This window comes from Flavobacterium johnsoniae (genome assembly GCF_030388325.1).
GTDB classification, from domain to species: Bacteria; Bacteroidota; Bacteroidia; order Flavobacteriales; family Flavobacteriaceae; genus Flavobacterium; species Flavobacterium johnsoniae_C.
This window is the reverse complement of record NZ_CP103794.1, coordinates 447,380-467,654: the sequence shown is the minus strand read 5'-3', so window position 1 is coordinate 467,654 and position 20,275 is coordinate 447,380. Positions and strand designations below refer to the sequence as shown.

At 32.5% G+C, this 20,275-nt stretch carries 15 protein-coding genes and 1 tRNA gene; 10 read left to right on the top strand and 6 right to left on the bottom strand.

What is annotated here, in order from left to right:
• Positions 1-248 precede the first annotated feature (248 nt).
• Both NYQ10_RS02245 and NYQ10_RS02240 read left to right on the top strand, forming a co-directional pair.
• Positions 249-2,555, top strand: coding sequence for a hypothetical protein (locus tag NYQ10_RS02245; protein WP_289878721.1), 2,307 nt, complete (start codon positions 249-251; stop codon positions 2,553-2,555).
• Between the two features lie 26 nt (positions 2,556-2,581).
• Complete coding sequence (locus NYQ10_RS02240; RefSeq protein WP_289878720.1) at positions 2,582-6,358, top strand: hypothetical protein; 3,777 nt, start codon at positions 2,582-2,584, stop codon at positions 6,356-6,358.
• On the opposite strand, the gene NYQ10_RS02235 is transcribed toward NYQ10_RS02240, so the two are convergent.
• The 4 genes from NYQ10_RS02235 to NYQ10_RS02220 all read right to left on the bottom strand — a co-directional run bounded on the left by NYQ10_RS02235 (position 6,339) and on the right by NYQ10_RS02220 (position 8,496).
• Positions 6,339-6,638 carry a helix-turn-helix domain-containing protein gene (locus NYQ10_RS02235; protein ID WP_289878719.1) on the bottom strand — a complete coding sequence of 100 codons (300 nt, stop codon included), beginning with the start codon at positions 6,636-6,638 and terminating at the stop codon, positions 6,339-6,341. The genes NYQ10_RS02240 and NYQ10_RS02235 overlap by 20 nt on opposite strands.
• Positions 6,635-6,931 (bottom strand): helix-turn-helix domain-containing protein, encoded by a 297-nt coding sequence (locus NYQ10_RS02230; RefSeq protein WP_289878718.1) that lies wholly within the window; start codon positions 6,929-6,931, stop codon positions 6,635-6,637. Before NYQ10_RS02230 ends, NYQ10_RS02235 begins: the two co-directional genes overlap by 4 nt.
• A 698-nt stretch (positions 6,932-7,629) precedes the next feature.
• Positions 7,630-7,947 (bottom strand): DUF6922 domain-containing protein, encoded by a 318-nt coding sequence (locus NYQ10_RS02225; RefSeq protein WP_289878717.1) that lies wholly within the window; start codon positions 7,945-7,947, stop codon positions 7,630-7,632.
• Between the two features lie 57 nt (positions 7,948-8,004).
• Entirely contained in the window at positions 8,005-8,496 is a 492-nt protein-coding gene (locus NYQ10_RS02220) for a DUF3408 domain-containing protein (RefSeq protein WP_289878716.1), read from the bottom strand.
• 545 nt (positions 8,497-9,041) lie between these two features.
• Between NYQ10_RS02220 and mobA the strand changes: the two genes are divergently transcribed.
• From mobA to NYQ10_RS02180, 8 genes are all read left to right on the top strand, one after another.
• The gene (gene mobA / locus NYQ10_RS02215; protein ID WP_289878715.1) at positions 9,042-9,467 is read left to right on the top strand and encodes a conjugal transfer protein MobA; all 426 of its coding nucleotides are present in this window, start codon (positions 9,042-9,044) and stop codon (positions 9,465-9,467) included.
• 4 nt (positions 9,468-9,471) lie between these two features.
• Positions 9,472-10,734, top strand: a complete 1,263-nt coding sequence (mobB, locus tag NYQ10_RS02210) for a conjugal transfer protein MobB (protein ID WP_289878714.1) — start codon at positions 9,472-9,474, stop codon at positions 10,732-10,734.
• Positions 10,735-10,954: 220 nt separating this feature from the next.
• Complete coding sequence (locus NYQ10_RS02205; RefSeq protein ID WP_289878713.1) at positions 10,955-11,161, top strand: helix-turn-helix transcriptional regulator; 207 nt, start codon at positions 10,955-10,957, stop codon at positions 11,159-11,161.
• A complete protein-coding gene (locus NYQ10_RS02200) occupies positions 11,161-13,866 on the top strand; it encodes a class I SAM-dependent DNA methyltransferase (protein ID WP_289878712.1) in 2,706 nt (901 codons plus the stop codon). The genes NYQ10_RS02205 and NYQ10_RS02200 overlap by 1 nt, the downstream gene beginning before the upstream one ends.
• A 99-nt stretch (positions 13,867-13,965) precedes the next feature.
• Positions 13,966-15,933, top strand: coding sequence for a DEAD/DEAH box helicase (locus NYQ10_RS02195; RefSeq protein WP_289878711.1), 1,968 nt, complete (start codon positions 13,966-13,968; stop codon positions 15,931-15,933).
• The gene (locus NYQ10_RS02190; protein WP_289878710.1) at positions 15,926-17,137 is read left to right on the top strand and encodes a GIY-YIG nuclease family protein; all 1,212 of its coding nucleotides are present in this window, start codon (positions 15,926-15,928) and stop codon (positions 17,135-17,137) included. Before NYQ10_RS02195 ends, NYQ10_RS02190 begins: the two co-directional genes overlap by 8 nt.
• Positions 17,138-17,878: 741 nt before the next feature.
• Positions 17,879-18,967 carry an acyltransferase family protein gene (locus NYQ10_RS02185; protein WP_289878709.1) on the top strand — a complete coding sequence of 363 codons (1,089 nt, stop codon included), beginning with the start codon at positions 17,879-17,881 and terminating at the stop codon, positions 18,965-18,967.
• A gap of 254 nt (positions 18,968-19,221) precedes the next feature.
• Positions 19,222-19,581, top strand: a complete 360-nt coding sequence (locus tag NYQ10_RS02180; RefSeq protein ID WP_289878708.1) for a MerR family transcriptional regulator — start codon at positions 19,222-19,224, stop codon at positions 19,579-19,581.
• A 92-nt stretch (positions 19,582-19,673) separates the two neighbouring features.
• Here the strand turns inward: NYQ10_RS02180 and NYQ10_RS02175 are convergent, their stop codons facing one another.
• Both NYQ10_RS02175 and NYQ10_RS02170 read right to left on the bottom strand, forming a co-directional pair.
• Positions 19,674-20,093 (bottom strand): NUDIX domain-containing protein, encoded by a 420-nt coding sequence (locus tag NYQ10_RS02175; protein WP_289878707.1) that lies wholly within the window; start codon positions 20,091-20,093, stop codon positions 19,674-19,676.
• 79 nt (positions 20,094-20,172) lie between these two features.
• Positions 20,173-20,247: transfer RNA gene (locus tag NYQ10_RS02170), tRNA-Val, on the bottom strand.
• Between the last annotated feature and the right edge of the window lie 28 nt (positions 20,248-20,275).

Here is a 20,275-nt window from a genome sequence, read left to right as displayed (position 1 = left end):
ATATTATATAAATTTAAGAGAAACTAAACTCTTTTTTTTAATCAATTCTGAACAATTAGTATATCCTAACTAAGAAAAGTCAATGCAAAGCGCATTGGCTTTTTTTGTACTTTAGCTTTTATATAATTACACGCAAGACAGTTGTGCAAAGCCAAAATTATTTAGGGGGCCTTTAGTAGACTTCATAAACAGAGCAGGTGAAATACATTCCACCAATGAATGATTAAATATCCAAAATTATTTTATTAATGACTATTGAAAATGTAATAGAAATATGTGTGGCAATAGATATTGCAATTTTAGGTATTGCTTATCCTATTATTGTTGACAAAATATCAAATATTGGAGACAAGTATCAGTCACAATATATACCTGTATTATTTAACAATGAATTCCCTCAGAAATCATTAAAATTTGTCTATAAAGAAAAGGAGTATAAAGTTACAATTTTTAAGCTTCTTCTTGTTTTTACACTTGTATCATTTTTATTCATAATTTTTAAAACAGAACCATTTTGGGGATGGGATAACTGGATGATTAATAATTCATCCAACCTTATAGTTATTACTTTCTCATTTGTGTTGACAATACTTTTCTTTCTATGGTTAGATAAGGTAATCTTATTTAATGGTAAGTCAAGTTCACTACTAATACATATTGTGAAAAAATATGATGCTTTATCAGAAGAGGATGAAATTCGGCAATATTATCTGAAAGCTATTAATGAGCTAACATATTATGCAGTTGAAAAGCAAGATGAACATTTGCAAGAAACATTACTAGAGTTTTACTACAAAACTTTTGCAAACATAAGGAGAGCTCACGCCAAAAATCAACCATTAGAATACCCTGTGGATTTATACTTTATGGTAAATAAACTAAATGAGGAATCTACAGTTGTTCAAAATAGAAAATTAAGGGCTATTGAACATAGAGCAGTAAGTGGCATTTGGTTATTGGGAGAAGATTTTGAAGAGATTACTATATCAGAAGAGACTTATAACTGGCTATGGAGAAATATATACACAATTTGTGATTATCCTAGATTAGTTAAAATGTTTTGGGCTAATTCAAGCCAGTATTATGACTTTAGACTTCAACCAATACATCAAAATTATGATTTTGAAGCAAGAGAAATAATTAATAAACAGGAAGTAGCAAGAAGAGAGAAAGAGCGTAAGAGATTTATTGAGTTCCATTATGCATTAGGTGGATTAGTTTATTATAGAAAAAAGTATGATTTATTAAAGTACTTTTTTGAATACTCTCAATCACTACCTCCTAAATATGTATTGTTACCTGAGTCAATGACTGAGATATTTTATTGGTTTGAGCACTTTAGGAATGAGTTTAAAAATATTGGTACACCTATAGATTTAAAATACTATTTTCCCGAGCTAGATAATTTAGGTAACCGGAGACAAGTAAATTATTGGATATGTAGTTACCTGACGATTTTGTTTATAAGACAGTATTCTTTAAATCAATATTATACTTATCAGAATTTCACTGACCTTCCTAATCTTCCTGATGATATACGAGAATTGGGCAATTGGCTAGATAGTACTTCTTTTTTCGAAAAATGCTTAAATAATGTTATTGAAAATAAAGATTTAACAAAAGCTTTAGGCTATGAAGAATTAGTCTTACAGAAAAAAGAAACGTTTAAACAATTTATTGAAGAGTTAAAAGAACAAATAACAAATAAAATAGGTGAACAAAAACGTAATGCAGAGCTATCTAAGGAAATGATTACGCATTTTTATGAAAGTTCAACTCCAATACTTACTGAAGCTTTTGAGGTATATAATCCTATTTTTATTCCTTTGGATGATGAGCATAATGAAGGAAGCTTGAAGTTGTCAATAAGAGGAGCAATTATCTTGATGTCCAAATCAGGTTTTACAGAAAATGATATACCTCATTTAAATTATGATACTTTTTTTGCTAGTTCAATAGCACGAGAAAGTATAAAACGGTATATACCAAACTCATTTTTTGTCGCAAAAACGAAGAGATATTTATTAAAACGGGAAGATTTAATAACATCTTTATCTAAGTTAATTGGTGAAAACTCTGAAATAATTATTGTTGGAATAAATATTCAATACCGTGTTCGCGAAATTCTTGAAAATAGTAGTTTTAAAGATAGAATTATACATATACCATCTACGGAATACAATTCTCAAGATTTATTATTTGTATTACGAAAAGATGATTTACCAGCAGTCGAACACAGGGATTTATTGGATAATGAAAAAGAAGAATTAAAACTTGTGTCAATAAATGATGAATTAAAAATCTATGCATCAGTTATTGATATCAATAAAGAAGAGAATAAAGAAATAAAAGACAAATGGAATTTAGATAATGAACCTGATAATCTAGATTTAAAAGTTCAGTTGGCTCTTTCATTTTTAAGTATAATTCATTGGAAGGACACCAGAGAAGTAATTCAAATTAATATTACTTCTGAATTTAGGGAGCAAGGTATCCCAAATCATATAAACGACATTGAACCTCTAAACAATGATAATAAAGAACGAACATCTTAGAACTTTTTGATAATAGATAAAACCCTATGAATACCATAACCCAAATAGAAATTGCTTTAAGAGCAATTAATCAGGCAAGTTTTCAGACCTTAGTAAACCATTTATTATACTTACAAGGCAATAAATTTATTGGTGCTCCTGGTGCCGTTGTTGGAAAAGAGAAAACAAGTAAAGGGACGCCAGATTCTTTTTTTGTAAATGAAGAGAAATACATTTTTGTGGAGTGCACAACTCAGGAAAAATTAGGGAAATCAAAATCCTTTTTTGAAAAACTTATAAAAGATATAGACCATTGTTTTAAGGAAGATGTAACAACAATAGCAAAGAATAAAATAGAAAAAGTCATACTAGCTTGTAATGAAAAAATAACTGCAGAAGAACATAATCTATTAAATAATAAAGTAAAATCATATAATCCTGATACGATGTTCGAGGTTTTAAATATTCAGAATTTGCCAATGTTAATATTTGACATCCCCAAATTAGCTGAAGAATATCTAAATATCAAAATGATAAAAGGAGATATATACACTCTCGATCAATTTCTTTTAAAAACAGAAAAAGGATTACAGCCATCGCTTACCAACGAATTCATTGGCAGGGAGGAAGAACTTAAAAATAGTATTGAAGCTTTAAAGAAATATGATGTTTTGTTATTATCAGGTGGTGCAGGTGTGGGAAAATCTAAATTGGCGGTTAAGATTTTGGAGGAACTTTCAAAAGATAATTATGTTCCAATCGTTATTCAAAGTTCAGGTGTTTCATTATGGGATGACTATCAGCATCTTTTTTCTCGAGGAAAACAACATATAATCTTATTTGATGACGCTAATAAATCAATAAATAACCTAAATTACTTACTGAGCAAATTGGAAGGTTCCAAATCTTATTCTGCAAAAGTAATAGTTACATCACGAGATTATGTGAAAAAACAAGTATCTGTAAGTCTTGACAATTACCCATATAAAGAATTTAATATACCTGAATTTAAGGATGAGGAAATAGGAAAAATTATTGTGACGGCTTTACCCAATCTTCAATATCATAGCGATATAAAACGAAAAATAGTAGATTTAGCCAAGGGAAATGCCAGAGTTGCGCTAATGGCAACTTATTCTGTTACCCCCGATTCAGAAACAAATTATTTGAGTAGTCCTGTATTACTATATGAAAAGTACTTTAAAAAAATATCTGAAGACATAGGTGTTTTTAATAATCCTATTATTCTCAAATCTCTCGCTATTGTTTCATTTTTTGGTGTTTTAGATAGAAATAATGAAGAATTAAAGAATATACTTTCAATAAAATTTGGTATTAATTGGAATGAATTATGGACTGCAATTATCGAGCTTCACAATAATGAAATATTAGATGTCTATTCTAATGAGATAGTAAAAGTGTCAGATCAGGTTTTAGCAACTTACGCATTTTACAAGTGTTTTATTGACGACCAGTCTACCACTATAAATTATGCAGAATGGATTGGCGCTTTTATTGAAAAGTTTTCGAATAGAATCCGTGCTACGCTTATAGATGTCAATAATACATTTGTTTATCATCACGTGAAAGACTTAGTATTGCCTCATTTAAATGAAGTTATAAAGCAAGTCAATTCAGATGAAGAATTATATGCTTTTTACAATCTTTTTTGGTTTTACAAAGGTCGGGATTGCCTGTTGTATTTAAAAAAATGGATAGAAGACCTTCCAAAGGAAGAACAACCTGAAAAGCTTACCTTTAGTTATGAGCATAATGATCATACAAGAGCCACAAAGCATTTTGAACTTTTAAAAGATTTTTGGAATCATCCAAATGAGCTACTCAAACCATCGCTTGAACTTGCATTAGCAATGTTAAACAAACAGCCAAGTCGATTGCCCGAAATATTAAAGTTTATCCACGAAGACTTTAATTATAAACTAGAGGACAGAGAACACGGATACTTAAGGCAAAATATGTTATTCGATATTTTGATAGATGAAAAGTTAAGTGACATTGAAAAATCATTTGCAAATGGTATTTTTCTGAATTTATCAGAAGCTCTGTTAGGTTGGCATTATACACAATTTGCCTCAGCTAAAGGACACGCATTTACCATATATAATTTTGATTTATATAAATCAGATGAATTAATGAAATTGAGAGAGCGAATTCTTAATCAAATATACCGCTTGTTTGATTCTGAAAACCAGCAAATACAAAAAATACTACATCAAATTATTCGTCCTGGTGGAAATATTGACAAGAGTATTTATGTAGATGAATTACCTATTTATCAAAAACTCATTTCTGAAAAGCTGGATAACAAACAATATGCGCATTGCAAATTTGTAAGTGTACTTGCTAAACAGTTAACCAAAGCTGGTACTGTTTATCCTGAAGATTGGAATAAGTTTATTGAATCGGATATCAGGAAACTATCCAAATTCTTAAAATATGATTGGGAATATAAAAGAGATAAATCTCTTCGAGAGTCTGAAGAAGAAAAAAGAAAAGAGTTTGATGACTTTGTGAGAGCAAATGGTTGGGAATATTTAGAAAAGTTCCTTATAAATATTGATGCTTTATCCAAACAGCAAAAAGACAATAATGTCTGGCACATAGAATCCGCTGTTACTGATATTTATATTTCTATAGCAAGAAAAGGTAAATCTGAATTTGAAAAAGCATTGAGATTATTCTTCAGTGGTAAAGTTGTTTTCCCATTAAGATCAACCGTTGTAAATGTTGCCTTACTAGAAAATACTATGACAGGACAAGAACTCATAAATATAATGAGCGATTATGAATTTAAAGGAAAACCGTACTGGGAATCTGTATTGTTAACTATGTTGCCAAAGGAACAGATAAATGAAAATTTCTTAGAATTACTACTAAATAATTTCAAAAATTCTGATGATTACGTTTATATTCATCGGATGCTTGACTATCTGAAATACGAAACTATATTTGATAGCTATAAAGAGAAAATTCCGGAATTAGAAAATCATAATATTATCACTTGCATAACAAGTATTATGCTGAATAAAGTACGAAAAACAAGACGTGATTTTGGTTTTCATTTTTGTGCAGAATGTGCACCTTACTTTAATAATCATCCCCAACTTTTAAAAAATGCTTATTGGGCACAGTATGAGATTGATTCTCATTTTGATTACGATGGTAAAGAGTTGAAGGCAATATTGGATATTGATAGGGCTTTTATTAATGATAGTCTAAAAAATGATGTGATTGGGTTAGATTATTCCTCTAAAATTAGATTAGAAAACATTAATACTGATTATATTTGGGAGTATCCTGAATATGAAGAATTGATAGAAGACTTATTGATTACGATTTTAAATAAAGATATATATATATTATTTATCGAAGATGATATTAATTCCTTATTCAGATTTAGGAATGCGAATGAAAAGAGAACAGAAAAAGTTAAGGCATTAATTTTTAATTTAACTCAAAAACATTCTAACAATGAAAAATTACTATTGATGTTGGTAGAAGTTATCTACTGCAACTATAGAGATTGGTTTGTGGAATTTTTCAAAGAGTTCCTCTTACTGATTAAAGGTGTAGAAATTACAAAACAAATTAGTTTTGGTAGATCCTCAAGTACAACTGGCAGTTGGGTTCCCGTGTATCAGAAGAAAATTGAATTTTATCAGGATATTTTAACAATGATAAATACATTACCAAATATATTAGACTATTCTGAGCATATAGACTATTTCGAGCAAAAAATCATTTGGAAGAGAAAAGACATTGAAAGAGAACAGAAACGAGATTTTATGGAAGAGTTTTATTAATTCTAGTATGATTATCTTCCAACACTTTTATAATGTCGCTTTCACGGAAGAGGATTTTCCGTTCAAGTTTGATAAACGGTATTAGTCCGTCATCCCTGTACTGTTGCAAAGTACGTTTGCTGATGTGTAGCATCTCGCAAACCTGCTCGCCTGACAGGTAGATTTCTCCTTTTAACAGTGGGTGGAAATATTCCCTGATATATAACAGTTCGTTTTTGATGCCTACCACAGCTTCAAGCAGTGCAAGCATATCCTCGTTTGAATCTCCAATCTGTTTCATTTCTTTTGCTTTTTTAATGATTGCTCGGTCTGCATCAGCGATTCCACATCATTCAGTTTGAAATAATTCTTACGATTGATTTCCGTTGCCGCGAGAATACCTTTTGTTCTGTACGTCTGCAACGTTCGCTTGCTGATATTAAGTAATTGACAGGCTTCCTGCCCGTCAAGCCATTTCGTTGCCTGTTGAAGTGCTTTATAGGGTGCAGTAATTTCCGCAATCAAATTGGAAACTTCCTTTACTTCCCTATACAGTGCTTTTAAAATCTGAATATCTAAAACCGCTACGTCCATATTTTTACAATTTAGAGTTCAAAAATATATGTTACTCATATCAGTTGTTATAACCTTGCATCCAGAGGTAGTATTTGGCGTACACATACCAAATACAGTACTATTTACAAATTTTATAAGTAGATTTTAATCCTCAAAACACATTAATTTGCTGACGCTTCTTCCTCAGCCTATTAAAGAGTTTTGGAAGATATAGGAAAGCATAACAAAAAATACCCCCATCCACATAACCAATAGTATTTTCCGCTATCCTTTCTGTGGCTTTCAAAGCCAGATCATTTATAAATGGAATTTATTCCGCTTTTGAAAAGCGGAACGGTTAGGAAAGATAGGTTTCCAAATAAACAGAGAAAAAGACAGCTAAGTTGGGAAGGGCATCCCACACACCTGCCAGCCAAAAGCTTACGGCATAATGAAAAAGAAAAAAAACTCCGCCAAATATTTTTTTCTTTTTCACCCTTCGGGACTTATTCCGTTTCCTTTTGGCTCTGGATTGCCCTTCCCGTTTATCTGCTTTCTTTTTTTCTTGTTTTTTCTTTTGGAAACATTTTTTGAGAATTTTACGGCTATATGCAATCTTTAGAGGGATAGGGTATTTTGTTTGTCCTAATACCGGTTAGCCGTGACTTCTTTTTCTTGGGAGAATTTGCGGAGCAAGAAAAAGAAGCAAAAAGAACACCGCTTTTAGTATTGGATTTTTATATCCAATGATAGGGCTTGCCCTTACGGTTCAGGTAACAGTACATTTCTTCCTTTTTAAGTTCGGGAAAGAATTTCAGCGCTTTGTCAATAGCATAATTGGGCAGGAAATAGATTTCGTCACGGATAGCCGTGACTACTTTACTATACCCATAAAAACGGATAATTTCATCGATATCTTCCTGACCGCCACGTTCGATAATTCGGGCAATAATGGTCTTATGGGCTTTCATAAAGTCCATTGCATCAATGTCGAAATCCCAAAAAAAGACAGGTTCAAGATTTGGAATATTTTTATTTTGCCCTCTCCATTCCATACAATAAAGATACGATTTTTAACCTTTTTTATTGATTATTTATCGTTTAAGCCATAGTCAAAACAACGGCTTGTGCTTTTCATTATAAATTTCCTTAATTAATTCCCCGAACTCTTGAAAATGGTATTCGATAATATTATCCAAATATGCATAAATGGTGAGTTTGTCAATGCCCATAATATTGGTAAGTCTGTTGAACGTTTCGTGGTGTTCCTGCCGTACATAGACCGATTTGCCCCTGCTTGCCGTTGTCGTAGGGATTTTAAAGAACTGTCCACAGTAATCTTCTTGGGTCAACTTCTTTTGCTGTGAATTACTTTTTTTATTATTGTTAACGGACGGTCTTTTGCGTTCCGTTACAGTTTCCGCAGGTTCTTCACCTGCCATTACACGCATAATCGCTTCCTCATCCACTTTGGGTTTGGCAAAGTCTTCCCGATGCTTTACCGCCTGTTGTCCTGTCGAAGATTGCTTCATTTTATCAGTCATGAAATTTTCAATAAAACCCTCTGTTTCGGGTTGCTGATTTTTGTTTTCTTCTTGTATCATATCTGTTGTTAATAATGTTATCACAAATTAGCTGGCTGGTTAGCTGAACAGCCAGTTATATATACTACTGTAACTATGTAACTAACTACCTATCTATTTACTTATACAACTGCATACCCATAATTAGCTGTTTCATTAATCTGCAATTCGCTTGCAATCAATTATGATGATTTGCTGTCGGACTTTATGCTAATTAGTTAACTAACTAAGGATATAACCAATCAGCCAGCTAGCCGTATACAAAGGAAATAAAAGCAGTCCCAATATGCATTGTAGTGGCATTCAGAGGAACTATTTGGCGTTCATTGGTGTGACTATAAATGACTGATATTTAAAGAGTCTTGCCGAAATTTGTAATAGAAGCGATGGTATTTCCCTGCTAACTCCAATCCGTTTGCAAAACGGATTTTCTGAACTCCTGTTCAGAGCAAGTTATCTTTTGAGGTACTCGAAATGAATTTCGGCACCTCAAAAGCACTTGCCCTTGCAGGGGGCTGGAAACGGCTCCGAAGTCGCACGTTTATTAAAAATTAAAAATGGATATTATGGAAGAGAAAGACAGAAAAAAGATTAGTAAAACAGGAAGAAAACCGAAGAACGACCCTGCGGTCAATCGGTATTCCATTAACCTGAATGCAGAAGACAATGCCAAGTTCCTTGCCCTCTTTGACCAATCAGGAATGAAAGTAATAGCTCATTTTATTACGGCTTGCATCTTCCAGAAGACGGTAAAGACCGTCAAAATTAATATGGATGCAGTAGAATACCACGCAGGATTGACCAAATTTTTCGGACAGTTCACCACTAATTATAATCAGATTGTAAAGCTGTTGAACTCTAATTTTTCGGATAAAAAGGCATCTGCATACCTCTACAAATTGGAAAAACAGACCGCCGAAATGAAAGAATTATTGCTTAAGGTTTTAATTCTTACCGAAGAATTTGAGCAAAAACATCTAAACAAAGAGTAAAGAAATGATTGCAAAAATCGGGAAGGGAAGCAATATGTATGGAGCTATTTTGTACAATCAGCAGAAAGTGGAAAAGGAAAACGGAGCGGTTCTGTTGCTAAATAAGATACCTGATACTATAGACGGCAGGTATTCCACCCAATATTTCAATAAATGTTTTGAGCCGTATCTGTCTGCCAATATCAAAACGGAAAAGACGGTTCGGCATATATCGCTGAACCCAGATCCTGCGGATAAGGTCAGCGATGAGCAGTTTGCGGATATGGCACAGAAATATATGGAACGTATGGGGTACGGCAATCAGCCCTATATTGTTTTCAAGCATACCGATATAGACCGCACGCATATACATATCGTTTCGACCTGCGTGGGAATTGACGGAAAGAAAATCCCCGATGATTACGACCACCCACGCTCAATGGCTATCTGTCGGGATTTGGAAACCAAATATAATTTGAACAAAGCCACCGAGCAGGAGCAGAAACAAACCAATAAAGTTTTTAAGCCTGTAAGTCATAAAAATGGCGACATCAAAAGTCAGATTGCTTCGGTAGTACGGCATTTACCAAAGTATTATAACTTTTCTACTATGGGTAGTTACAATGCTTTACTATCACTTTTCAACATCACAGCGGAAGAAGTCAAAGGCGAGCGGAACGGTCAGACCGTAAACGGATTGGTCTACGTGGCATTGGACGAGAACGGAAACAAGGCAAGCAATCCGTTCAAAGCATCGATTTTCGGGAAAGATGCAGGCATGGCACACCTGCAAAAACACTTTGAGCAGTCCAAAGAGAAAATGAAAACCACGCCTGTAAGGTCTGTATTAAAGAACACCATAGAATTGGCTATACACACCACAAACAGCGAAACGGAATTTAAAAAGCAATTGACTGAACAAGGCATCAATACGGTTGTAAGACGTAATAATGAAGGACGAATTTACGGAATGACCTTTATTGACCACGAAAGCCGTAGTGTTTGGAACGGTTCAGCTTTGGATAGAAACCTATCAGCAAATGTCTTTAACGAATGGTGGAACAATGGAAATAAGCGCGAATTAAAAATGCAGAATAGTCCTTCTAATACGAACACGATAGACAATCTGCCGACAAAAGACCTATTTGAAATTATTTCAAATGAGCATTCGGATAGTTCTGATTTAGGATTATTCAGTTTGCTACCAGATGCACAGGGAGAGGATTACGAAGAAGACCAGTTTGCCAAACAAATAAAAAAAAAGAAATATCCTCGACAAAGAAGATAATCGGGCACTTTCCCTATTTTTTCTTCATTTTACGTCATTGTAAAAGCCAAAGCTAGGTCCAGTCCTTTTGCAACTCACTTGAGCAGAATATCTACATTATATACACAGTTTTTTGAGATACCGTTAAATAATTTAATTAATTTAGCGGCAGACAAATTAATTTATGCAATAAGCGAAGCAATTCAATGAGACCTTCTAAAATGGACAAAACCGAATTACAATGAACAGAATTAAGGAAGTGTTGGAACAAAAAGGAATTAAGCAAACTTGGTTGGCTGAAAGACTCGGAAAAAGCTACAATATGGTAAACGCTTATGCTAAAAACAGACAACAACCACGATTGGAAACTTTACTGGAAATAGCGGATATTTTGGATATAGACGTGAAAGAATTGCTAGTTTCGAATAAACCTGAACAAAATAAATAATGAAATCAACCGAAATAAAGCATAACGTTCAGAACCTGATTGACAACTTCTCAAAAGATGAATTTGTCTTTGATTTATTGATTGCATACGGCATCTCTAAAACGTCTGTAACCCGACTAAAAAAAGGAGATTACAATCTATCCAAAGTTGATGGAGAAATATTATACAAAAAGAAAATATTCTTTAAAGTTGAAGCCACTGACAAACTGTTAAGCAGTATTGAATCCATTACAAAAGAAGAGCGGATTTTAAAACAACAGCCACGATTTGCAATTCTTACCGACAATAAACAAATAGTTGCCAAAGACCTGAAATTAGGTAAGAACTTAGATATTAAACTAAAAGAGTTACCCAATTATCACGATTTCTTTTTGCCCCTTGCTGGCAGCGAAGTTTACAATTCTGGCAACAACAATGAAGCCGATAGAAATGCTTCCTATAAAATGGCTTCTTTGTATGATTTGTTGATTGATGAAAACCCAACTATTTACAACTCAAAAGAAAGCATACACAGCCTTAATATTTTCTTATCTCGTTTATTATTTTGTTTTTTTGCAGAAGACACAGAGATTTTTAAAGATGAAAGCATTTTTACAAATACACTTGTTCAACACACTACTCAAGATGGCTTAGACACAAATTTATTTTTAGATGATTTGTTTGACCGTTTAAATACCGAAAATGTAGAACATCTTCCAGAATACCTTAGAAAGTTTGAATATGTAAACGGTGGTTTATTTGGTCAAAAAATAAATGCACCACTATTTAATTTCAAAGCGAGAAAGACATTAATTGAACTCGGCGAACTAAATTGGAAAGATATTAACCCAGATATTTTTGGGTCAATGATACAGGCGGTGGTAATTCCTGAATACCGAAGCGATTTAGGAATGCACTACACCTCTGTAGAAAATATCAAAAAACTGATAAAACCTCTCTTTCTTGATGAACTCTATGAAGTTTATGAAAATGCAACAACAGTAAACCATTTAAGAGCACTTATCAAAAGAATTTCAAAAATCAAATTCTTTGACCCAGCTTGTGGTAGTGGAAATTTCTTGATTATTACCTACAAAGAAATACGATTACTGGAAATACTTATTTTAGAAAAAATTACGGATTTTGAAGGACAAAGCCCCACTATAAAATGGACTGAAATCCAACTTTCACAGTTTTACGGTATAGAAATTGACGATTTTGCCCACGAAATGGCAATTCTCTCCCTTTGGTTGGCAGAGCACCAAATGAACAAAGTGTTTGAAGAACGATTGTTTGATTACGGAAAATCGAAACCAATATTACCACTTAAGGAGGCAGGACAAATAAAACAAGGCAATGCAACTAGAAAAGATTGGAATGAGGTGTGCCCAATTAGCAAAAAAGACGAAATTTATATTATTGGAAATCCGCCTTATTTGGGTAGTCGAAATCAAACCAGAGATCAAAAAGATGATTTAAAAATTGTATTCAGCAAAGATTACAAAACTCTAGATTATATCGCTGCTTGGTTTTATAAAGGAGCTAAATATATAGAGGGATATAATGCTAAATGTGCTTTTGTGTCTACAAATTCAATTTGTCAAGGATTATCAGTTTTAATGAATTGGCCAAGAATACTTAATGACCAAATTGAAATTGACTTTGCTCATCAATCATTTAAATGGATAAATAACGCCAAAGGCAATGCAGGAGTTACAGTTATTATTTTAGGATTACGAAATAAGAGTATAAAGCCAAAGTATCTGTTTAATGACAATTTACGAAAAGAAGCTAAAAATATAAATGCTTATCTTTTGGATGCAAATAATTATTATATAAAGGAACTCGCTAAACCCAGTTCTCTTCTCAAGCCAATGATGAAAGGTAATGCAGCAATCGATGATGGAAATTTTCTGTTTAACACAGAAGAAGAGGCAGTAAATTTTAAGACAAAATATCCGGAACAATCATATTTGGTGCGTGAGTTTATTGGCTCAAATGAACTAATTAACGGGAATAAAAGGTTTTGTTTGTGGCTAAAGGAAGCCAAAGAAAATGATATAACTTCTAATCCCGAAATAAAACAACGTGTAGAAAAGGTAATGTTATTTAGAGAAAAAAGTCCTAAAGCTCAAACGAGGAAATATGCCGAAAAGCCAACACTTTTTATGGAGGATAGACAGCCTGAGAGTGAATATTTAATGATACCAGTTGTTTCTTCGGAAAACAGAACTTATATACCCATTGGATTTTTAAACAAAGAAGTAATTGCGAATTATTCTTCATTTATTCTTCCAAATGCAACTCCTTTAGAATTTGCCGTTTTAACCTCTCGTATGCATATGGTTTGGGTGAGAAATGTGGGTGGTAAGTTAGAAGAACGTCTAAGGTATTCAGCAAAGCTCTGTTACAATACCTTCCCTTTTCCAGACATCACTATCAAACAAAAGGAAAATTTAAATCTTTATGTTTTTGCCATTTTAGATGAGCGAGCCAAGCATCCCAGCAAAACAATGGCGCAATTGTATAATCCAACCACAATGCCCAAAGGTTTACTTCAAGCACATCAAGAACTCGATACTGCTATAGAGCAATGTTACCGCCTGCAACCTTTTAAAAGCGATACCGAGCGTTTGGAGTATTTGTTTAAGCAGTATGAAGAAACGTTGCAAAAGGATACACTTTTTGCAAAACAAAAGCCGTCAAGAAAAAAGACAGTGAAATGATTTAGAAATAAAAAAACAAGTGAAAATGAGTTTTAAAAAGCCGAAAAAGACTTTCCCAAACAAATATAGACGACTATCAAAAAAATAAAGAAATAACCAATGCCAAATTTAGTACACGTAACATACGACCAGACAGGAAAAAGTAAAAGTACCAATGCGTTTGGAATGCGAGAGATGCAGGAGAAAGCGTATGAAGGTAGAACTGCACAATATTTATTGCTAAAAGCGCCTCCCGCTTCAGGCAAATCTAGAGCTTTAATGTTTATTGCTTTAGATAAATTACAACATCAAGGCATAAAAAAAGTAATTGTTGCAGTTCCTGAAAAGTCTATTGGAGCATCTTTTGGCACAACAGAACTAAAAAAATATGGCTTTTTTGCCGATTGGAATCCAAATCCAAAATACAATCTCTGTACACCGGGAGAAGAAAAAAGTAAGGTAACAGCTTTCTTAAACTTTTTAGATTCTGAAGAACAAATATTGATTTGCACACACGCTACGTTGCGTTTTGCCTTCGATGGTTTAGACGTAAAAAAATTAGATGACACTTTGGTCACTATTGATGAATTTCATCACGTGTCAGCAGAAGGTGACAATATTTTAGGACAGGTTTTAAAAAGCATTATGGCTAATTCGACTGCTCATATTGTAGCTATGACAGGTTCCTATTTTAGAGGAGATAATGTTCCTGTTTTAATGCCAGAAGAGGAAGCAAAATTTACTAAAGTAACTTATACCTACTACCAACAATTAAATGGTTATGAATTTTTAAAATCATTGGGTATTGGATATCATTTTTACACAGGAAAGTATTTTAAGAAGAATATTGAGACAGGAATTTCTGCTTTGGCAGAAATATTAGATGAGAATCAAAAAACAATTATTCATATTCCAAGTGTAAACTCTGCTGAATCTTCAAAGCTTAAACACGATGAAGTTGACCATATTATTGATGTTTTAGGAACAATAGAATATCAAGATGAAACCACAGGAGTTATACACATAAAAAGTCACAAAACAGGTAAGATTTTAAAAGTTGCTGACTTAGTTCAAGATAATCCAAAATCAAGGGATAAAATAAGTGGATATTTACGTGAAGTAAAATCGGCAGATGATATTGATATTATTATTGCTTTAGGAATGGCAAAAGAAGGCTTTGATTGGCCTTATTGTCAACACGCTTTAACAATAGGCTACAGAGGCTCGTTGACAGAGATTATTCAGATTATTGGCAGGGCTACGAGAGACAGCAACAATAAATCACACGCTCAATTTACCAACCTAATTGCTCAACCTGATGCAGAAAATGAGGATGTGAAATTATCTGTAAACAATATGTTGAAAGCTATTACAGCATCTTTATTAATGGAACAAGTATTAGCACCAAACTTCAAATTTAAACTAAAAAAGGATGAAGATGATGAAGACGACGATACGGATGATGAAACCACTATTAAAATAAGAGGATTTAAACTTCCAACTTCTCAACGAGCCAAAGACATCATTGATACGGACATAAATGATTTGAAGGCAAAGTTATTGCAAGATCCTCAAATGCTTAAAGCAATGCCAGGTAATGTTGAGCCAGAAGTTATTAATACTGTTCTAATTCCAAAAATCATACGAGAAATCTATCCTGATTTAAGTGATGAAGATGTTGAAGCAGTTAGGCAATATGTAGTGGTTGATTCAGTAATAAAAAACAGCACTATTGAGGAACAAGGCGATAAGAAATTTATTAGAATGGCAGGTAGTTTTGTAAATATCGATGATATTCATATAGACTTGATAGATCAAATAAATCCTTTTCAAAAAGCATTTGAGATATTATCAAAATCGGTAACAACGCAAGTTTTAAGACTAATTGACGAGCATATTCAATCTACCAAGTTTGAAATGACCGAGGATGAAGCGATTTTGTTATGGCCAAAAATCAAAGAATGGGTAAAAAACAACAATGGAGAACAGCCCAACATTCAAGCATTTGACCATAAAGAAAAAAGAATGGCAGAAGCATTAGTATTTTTAAGAGAGTTGAAACGAAAAAAAGCACTTGCAAATGGCTAAGAAAAAACTAACAATAGAAGATATTTTTGATGATGACGACTTTGGATTATTAGATTCAAAACTCAAAACTTCGACTGTAAAAACAGATGAAGAAAGACTGATTGATTCCTTTGAAGAAATAAACATTTTTTTTGATAAGAACCAAAGAGAACCAAATAAATCAAGTATGTCGGAATATGGCTTGTTGGCAAAATTGAAAAACTTTAGAGAAAACGAAGCGCAAAAGAAAATCTTAAAACCTTTTGACAGGAATAACCTCTTAGGTTATGTTGAAATGGAAGGGCAAACAATAGAAGATATTTTTAATGAAGAGGATGAGTTGGGCTTGTTAGATTCGGATAAAGATTTAGATATTTTTAAATTCAAACATACTCCAAAACCAGAAGATAGAGCGGATGCTGATTTTGTTGCGCAAAGGAAGCCTATTAAAGAAAAAGAGTTTGAGAAATATGAAGCAATGTTTCAAAAAGTTCATAAAGAAATTAAAGAGGGAAGAAGAAAAATTTTGCCTTTTACAAATATTGAAAAAAACCTACACGTAGGAGACTTTTATTTAATGGATGGCATCCTTCTGTACTTGGAGTCTGCGAATTTGGAGACAGCAGAAAAAGAATTAGTTTCAGGAAACAGAGTGCGAACTGAAGGACGCACAAGAACAATTTTTGAAAATGGGACATTCAGTAATATGCTTTATCGTTCGTTAGGTAAACAAATCCAAAAAAATGGAAAACTTATTACTAATACTTATGAAAAAATTGAACAAGACTTGTTTGTCAATACAGGACTTGTAAAGGAAGAAGATATTCATTCAGGTTGGATTTATGTATTGAAATCAAAATCAACCAACTCACAAATAGCAAATATTAAAGACTTGTATAAAGTTGGATTTGCAAGTAGTTCAGTAGATGAAAGAATAAAAAATGCTCGATACGAAGCGACATATTTATTTGCAGACGTTCAAAAAGTTGCGACATATAAAGTGTATAACAGAAATGCCGATAAATTAGAAAGTCTTCTACATAGATTTTTCGCCAATGCTTGTTTAGACATTGACTTATTTAATGAAAAAGGTCAAAGGCTGAATCCTAGAGAATGGTTTGTAGTTCCATTTGTCATAATAGAAGAAACAATTCAATTGATTTTAAATGAAAATATTGTGAATTACGAATACGACCCTGTTGCGAAAAGAATTAAATTGAAATAGAGCAAAAAAAAAAATCAAATAACAGTACTTCTATCAGATATACAGCGTCAGTTCGTTTACGAACTGACGTTGATAAAAACAATTAGGTTTTTAGATGTTGCGAAATACACATAAAAATATTTATATTTGCTATGAGCAAACGGAAACACGTTGAAAAGCAAAGCAATAAGCACCGTTACCAAATCGTTACCTGACTTTTTTGATTATCCTTATAAAAGCTTAGTATTCAAGAGATACGGCTTTTTCCTGAAAACTTTAAAATAAAAAAAAGAATAATTGAAGAAAACAGGACTCTGTACCAAACAAGAGTAATTTCGTTAAGAGAAATGAGTTTTCCGAAAACGCCAGTAAAACCAGCAAGTAAAACTGCAATATGCAGTATCAAATAAGATTTTTTCATAAGAAGTTGTCTATCCTTTTTGAGGATATAATTTTGAATATTAATAATGTTGATTGAGGTAAAGACACGAGAAATTGGACTGAAGATTCAGTCAAGTGTCAATACTAAATGAAATAGTATTAATTTTCTGGTGGTGAAAGACAACCTGCTACGTGCATATTTAAATTTGGATTTTAGCAAACTTATAAAAATGATGTTGAATGAAAAAGTGAAAAAAGTTATTTAAATGTGAAACTTTAAACAATTTAACAGTTGAATTGAATAGATCTGATTTTGATTTGAATATTTATTTGTAGAACTTGCAACGTTACCAAATCACCTTATTTTTATAATATAAACTAATGGATACAAGCCAGCCAACTACAGCAGTTCTTGAAACAAAACAACATTTTGAAATTTTAGATGGATTAAGAGGAATTGCAGCTTTTGCTGTTGTCGTATTTCATTTTATGGAATGGATTTTTACCGATCCAAGTCAAAATTTTATTGGACACGGATTTCTGGCTGTCGATTTTTTCTTTTGTCTTTCGGGGTTTGTAATTGGATATGCTTACGATGACCGTATCGAAAAAATGGGACTTCGTAACTTCTTCATCTCAAGAGTTATAAGATTACATCCTTTGGTCATAGCGGGATCTATATTAGGATTACTAGCTTTTTTATTTGATCCATTCGGGGGACATTTAGAATTATATAGTACAGGAAAAATCATTTTGACATTTATCTGTTCGCTATTTCTTATTCCGTTCCCAGTAATCGCTGATCGTGGATTTAATCTGTTTAGTTTTAATGCACCGGCTTGGTCACTTTTTTGGGAATATATTGCCAATGTCGTTTATGCATTTTTTCTTTATAGAATCGGAAAAAGTTTTTTATTGCTATTAACAATGTTATCTGCGGTAGCTATTTGTTATGTTGGATATAATTCAGGTAATTTATTAGGAGGCTGGAGCGGGCCAACTTTTTGGGATGGATGTGCTAGAATATCATATTCTTTTTTGGCAGGATTGCTTATTTATAGATCTAGTTGGATCATAAAAAATAGGTTTGGTTTTGCAGAACTTATCATTTTATTGTTGTTAGCCTTTTTTATGCCGTTTTCGAAATGGAATTGGATAGCAGAACCTTTGATAGTGTTGTTTTATTTTCCGTTATTAATTTCGCTAGGAGCTGGAGCTGTGCTAAAACCTGAATTGAAAAAGGCTTGTGTATTGTCTGGAAAAATATCTTATCCTTTATACATGACGCATTACGCTGTTTTATGGATGTTTGGAAATTATTATACCAATTATAAACCAGATACAATGCAATTGACTTTCATTGTCGTAGCTTCTGTGTTTTTGCTTGTTGGCTTTGCATATTTGGTAATGGTTCTTTATGATGTGCCATTTAGAAATTATCTGAATATTAAAAGATTGAAAAAAAAGTAAAACTAAATCTTAAATCATGAATACTTCTAGGTTAAATATGGAATTATTCCTTTAAATCAAGAAACAAAAAGCTTCAAAGAAATTTGAAGCTTTTTTAATGGATAATTTTTTGTAATTTTTTCTGAAGTCTTTTTTTTTTGTTGAAATTGCTAAATCTCTTCTTCTTTTGTGTTTAAAGCAAAACAATTAGTATGTTTGTAACAACAAAGTATATACTATACTCTATACTTTATTGGTTGTTTAAAAAAAAAGTTATGCTGGTAAACGAATTATCAAAAAAGACAGGATTGTCAATTCATACAATTAGATATTACGAAAATTTAGGAATGATTAAGGGATTGACTGATGAAAAAGTAAAATCTAATAATTATAAACACTATGATAGTAATACTATTGAGCGTTTAGAAATCATTATAGAAGCAAGAGAAGTTGGATTTACTTTAGCAGAAATAAAAAAAATATTGACAACTTGGTTCGAAAGTACTGATTCGAAACCAGAGACACTTGAGCTTTTTCAGGCAAAAATAAAAGAGATTGATGATAAAATGAAATATTTTAAACAGATTAAGCAACTTCTCGAAAAAGTATGCGAGAAATTACAAAGTAATGATTGATAATGATAGGTTGTGTTAAATTAATTTCAGGAAGAATATGGCGTTAAACAAATTTCCTTATAATTTAAGCGATTTGTCTAGTCTTAAAATACTTAGATGATTTTCTTTCGTAATTTCTCAAATGCAATTATATCAGCTTTTAGAACAAACGGATTCTCTGAATCGATATTTATCCATTCTAATTTTTCCAATCCAGGAATTTGAACGTGTAAATCTTCCAGATTAAGAATTTTGACTGTGTAATAAATATTAAGAATCTGTTTATTGTCTTTTATGCGAGATTCAATGAAATCTTCTTGTGTATAATGATGCTCTAATATTTCGATTTTCAAGTTTAATTCCTCTTCAAATTCTCGATGAAGACATTCAATAGTGCCTTCTCCAAATTCAAGTCCGCCTCCTGGTAATTTGCATATTTGTGTTCCTGCATATTTTTCATGTAGTGCAAGAATTTTATTTTCATTTATACAAAAGGCATAAACTCTAACATTAAATCCGATTAATTCGCTCATGATTTTGAATTTTTGATTTAGAAAGCAATTTTTAAAAAAGGCATAAAAAAAACTCCTTAATTTCTTAAGGAGTTTTCTGTGGGCGATGAGGGGTTCGAACCCCCGACCCCCTCGGTGTAAACGAGGTGCTCTGAACCAGCTGAGCTAATCGCCCTATTTTACTAGGTTGCTATCGTTTGTGA